Genomic DNA, 2,743 nt, shown 5'->3' on the forward strand with positions numbered 1-2,743 from the left:
CCCCTCTCGTCGAGCAAGCCGGGAAAGCTACATGGCGCGGCCGACCAGTCGACTTCGCATCCGTGCCATCAGGGTAACATTTGCTGATGCGGCAATACGAGGGGTCAAATTTGCAAGCCGATTGACAGCCAGGTCCCGCCGGACCTGTTCAAGATCGACAAACCTGTCAATCAACCGCAGCAAGTGATCAGTCGGGATATGTCTTTCGAGCGAGAACTCATAGAACAACGCGGTCTGTTCGACTTGCCGATGCCCCATCATGATCTTCAGTCCTGCCAATTAGACAGACTGAATCACTGATATCTCTGCGTCGCAACAGCTGCCTTTTTCAACAGAATCGGCCAAATAGGCGACATGCGGTAAACCGCGTCTACCGACATGCCAACGTGTGACCGCGCTCCTGCACTAGCATGGGGTGGAAACACCGGAGGATCAAACTCGGACAGCAACAAAAACGCCGCCCACTTAAATAAAGCGCAGGCGGCGGCTTACCAGCCCCGGGAGGGTGAGAGTAAATCCCGATGAAAATTGGTCTCCACGCGTCGTACCGAGGTTCATCACCTTGGCGAAGAAACTTAGATTGGGGGTTGTAGTCCCGGCGAGGTCAGCCACGTGTTGACCTCTCGGGCAGCATCAATCTGCCGGGCCTTTTGCAAGAGTTCCGTACGGCGGATGCCGGGGGGCATCCCTCTGGCCTGCTGGCGCAAACTAATCGCCTCTTGTGCGAGACGGTACTCGAATGTCGGTGATTGTTCCAGGATACGTCGGGCCGGCATGTTTGTGCTCCGCTGTGGTATTTAACGAGAGCGCAATTTTGCGTCCACACCACCGATAGATGCTACGGGCCGCGCGGTGGCGGTGGGACCGTGCGCCTTTGTTGGCTGGATAGCGAGCGTTTTATTTCGTCGCAAACTATTTGCAACTGCCCCGGCGCTCGCGACTGGCTGGGTCACTCATTCGCTCAAGGTCTTGTTCGAACGATCGTAAGCGCTTAGCCGGAGCCCTTGGTTCGGGATCGGGATAGCTGTGCGAAGAAGCCTGCGGGTTGGACGGAGGTTTGAGATGGGATTGGACAGCAAAAAGGACGTCCATTTAGACGGCCGGTCGGCGGGGTCGGTGAGCCGGTTGGAAGTTCTTGAAGGACCATCGGGGCGCCGCGTGCGTTCGGAAGCGGAGAGAGCTCGGATCGTCGCCGAGAGTCTGTTGCCCGGTGCCCAGGTGGCCGAGGTGGCGCGCAAGCACGGAGCGACGCGCTGGCAGATCTACGATTGGCGACGGCGGCTTCGGCAACGAGGCGTGTTGCCGCCGTGCGAGGCGTCGCATCCGACATTCGCGCCGCTGGTCGTGGAAGGTGCGTTGGAGGAGCGTCAGGTTCCGGCGATCAAGCTTGAGATTGCGATCGGTGATGTCGTTCTGCGGACGGATACGGCCATAGATGGCGAGCAGCTGTCCCGGGTGATCCGCGCGGTGCGAGCGTCACGATGATCGCGGTCGGTGCAGATCTGAAGATTTACGTTGCAACGCGGCCGATCGACTTCCGCTGTGGCCACGATGGGCTTGCGGCGAAGGTGCAGGAGATGCTTCGTCTCGATCCGTTCAGCGGGGCAGCCTTCGTGTTCCGATCGAAACGAGCGGACCGAATCAAGATTTTGGTGTGGGACCGAACGGGCCTGGTGTTGGTTCACAAGCGCCTCGAAGGTTGCAAGTTCGTTTGGCCAATGATCGCGGACGGCGTGATGCGGATGTCGCCGGCGATGTTCGCGGCCTTGTTCGAGGGGCTGGATTGGAGGTTGGTCCGCCCGGAAGAAGCACGGCGCCCGCAGGTCGCTGGATAAGTGCGGCAGAATGACTCGGCAGCTATTTTGAGCGTGGCACGCGCGGCGGCGATGTGCTCGAAATAGCACATGAGCATCGCGGCGCTACGCGGCGAAAACGAACGCCTCAAGGCGCTTTTGGCGCAAACGCAGGCGGCCTTGAGCGAGCATCAGGGGGCGCTGGCGGCGTCGGAGGAAGCGCGGCGTCGGCTGGAGATCATTCTCGGCGAATTGCGACGCGAGAAGTTCGGCGCGAAGTCCGAGAAGCTGCGGCCAGATCAGTATCACTTGCCGCTGGAAGACGTGGAGATCGCGCAAGGCATCCTGGACGCGGCGCAGGAGAGAGCCGAGACTGTGATCAATGGCCGATCGCGGAACGTGCCGGATCAAGGTCCTCATCGCAATCGCGGCTGCTTGCCTGCCCATTTGCCGCGGGTGGAACGGATCATCGAGCCTGCGAGCACGCTCTGTCCGTGCGGTTGCGGTGCCATGGCGAAGATCGGCGAGGACGTCAGCAAACGGCTCGACGTGATCCCGGCGCAATGGCGGGTGTTGGTCACGCGCCGCCCGAAATACATCTGTCGCCGCTGCGCGGGCCCCGTCGTGCAGGCGCACGCACCGGAGCACGTCGTGCCCGGCGGGCTGCCGACCGAAGCGGCCATCGCGCACGTGATCGTCTCCAAATTTGGCGATCATACGCCATTTTACCGTCAGGCCGAGATCTATGCGCGCCAGGGTATCCGGCTTGATCGGGCGACGCTGGGCAACTGGTCCGGCCGCGCCTGCTTCCATCTTCAGCCCATCGCGGACCACATGCGCCACCACCTGGCCATGGCGGATCGGCTGTTCATGGATGAGACCAAGGCGCCGGTACTCGATCCGGGGCGCGGCCAAACGAAGAAGGGCTACTTCTGGGCGATCGCCTCAGA

The 2,743-nt window shown here is 61.2% G+C and carries 4 protein-coding genes; 3 read left to right on the forward strand and 1 reads right to left on the reverse strand.

The genetic code is table 11. From position 1 onward, the window contains the following. Positions 1–27: 27 nt before the first annotated feature. A complete protein-coding gene (locus tag IVA96_RS02220) occupies positions 28–261 on the reverse strand; it encodes a hypothetical protein (RefSeq protein WP_247415231.1) in 234 nt (77 codons plus the stop codon). A gap of 801 nt (positions 262–1,062) precedes the next feature. On the opposite strand from IVA96_RS02220, the gene IVA96_RS02225 reads away from it, so the two are divergent. The 3 genes from IVA96_RS02225 to IVA96_RS02235 form a co-directional block, all read left to right on the forward strand. After that, positions 1,063–1,485: a transposase gene (locus IVA96_RS02225; protein ID WP_247415225.1), complete on the forward strand. Its 423-nt coding sequence runs from the start codon at positions 1,063–1,065 to the stop codon at positions 1,483–1,485. Next, positions 1,482–1,835: an IS66 family insertion sequence element accessory protein TnpB gene (tnpB, locus tag IVA96_RS02230; protein WP_247415227.1), complete on the forward strand. Its 354-nt coding sequence runs from the start codon at positions 1,482–1,484 to the stop codon at positions 1,833–1,835. Before IVA96_RS02225 ends, tnpB begins: the two co-directional genes overlap by 4 nt. Before the next feature lie 69 nt (positions 1,836–1,904). Continuing rightward, positions 1,905–2,743 (forward strand): IS66 family transposase (locus tag IVA96_RS02235; RefSeq protein WP_247415229.1); only part of this gene is annotated, 839 nt, incomplete at its 3' end.

Source organism: Bradyrhizobium sp. 159, assembly GCF_023073795.1.
Taxonomy (GTDB): domain Bacteria; phylum Pseudomonadota; class Alphaproteobacteria; order Rhizobiales; family Xanthobacteraceae; genus Bradyrhizobium.

What these genes read in the sequence shown, in the direction of transcription:
- IVA96_RS02220 (WP_247415231.1), bottom strand. Translation starts at nt 261, where the DNA reads ATGATGGGGCATCGGCAAGTCGAACAGACCGCGTTGTTCTATGAGTTC.
- tnpB (WP_247415227.1), top strand. Translation starts at nt 1,482, where the DNA reads ATGATCGCGGTCGGTGCAGATCTGAAGATTTACGTTGCAACGCGGCCG.
- IVA96_RS02225 (WP_247415225.1), top strand. Translation starts at nt 1,063, where the DNA reads ATGGGATTGGACAGCAAAAAGGACGTCCATTTAGACGGCCGGTCGGCG.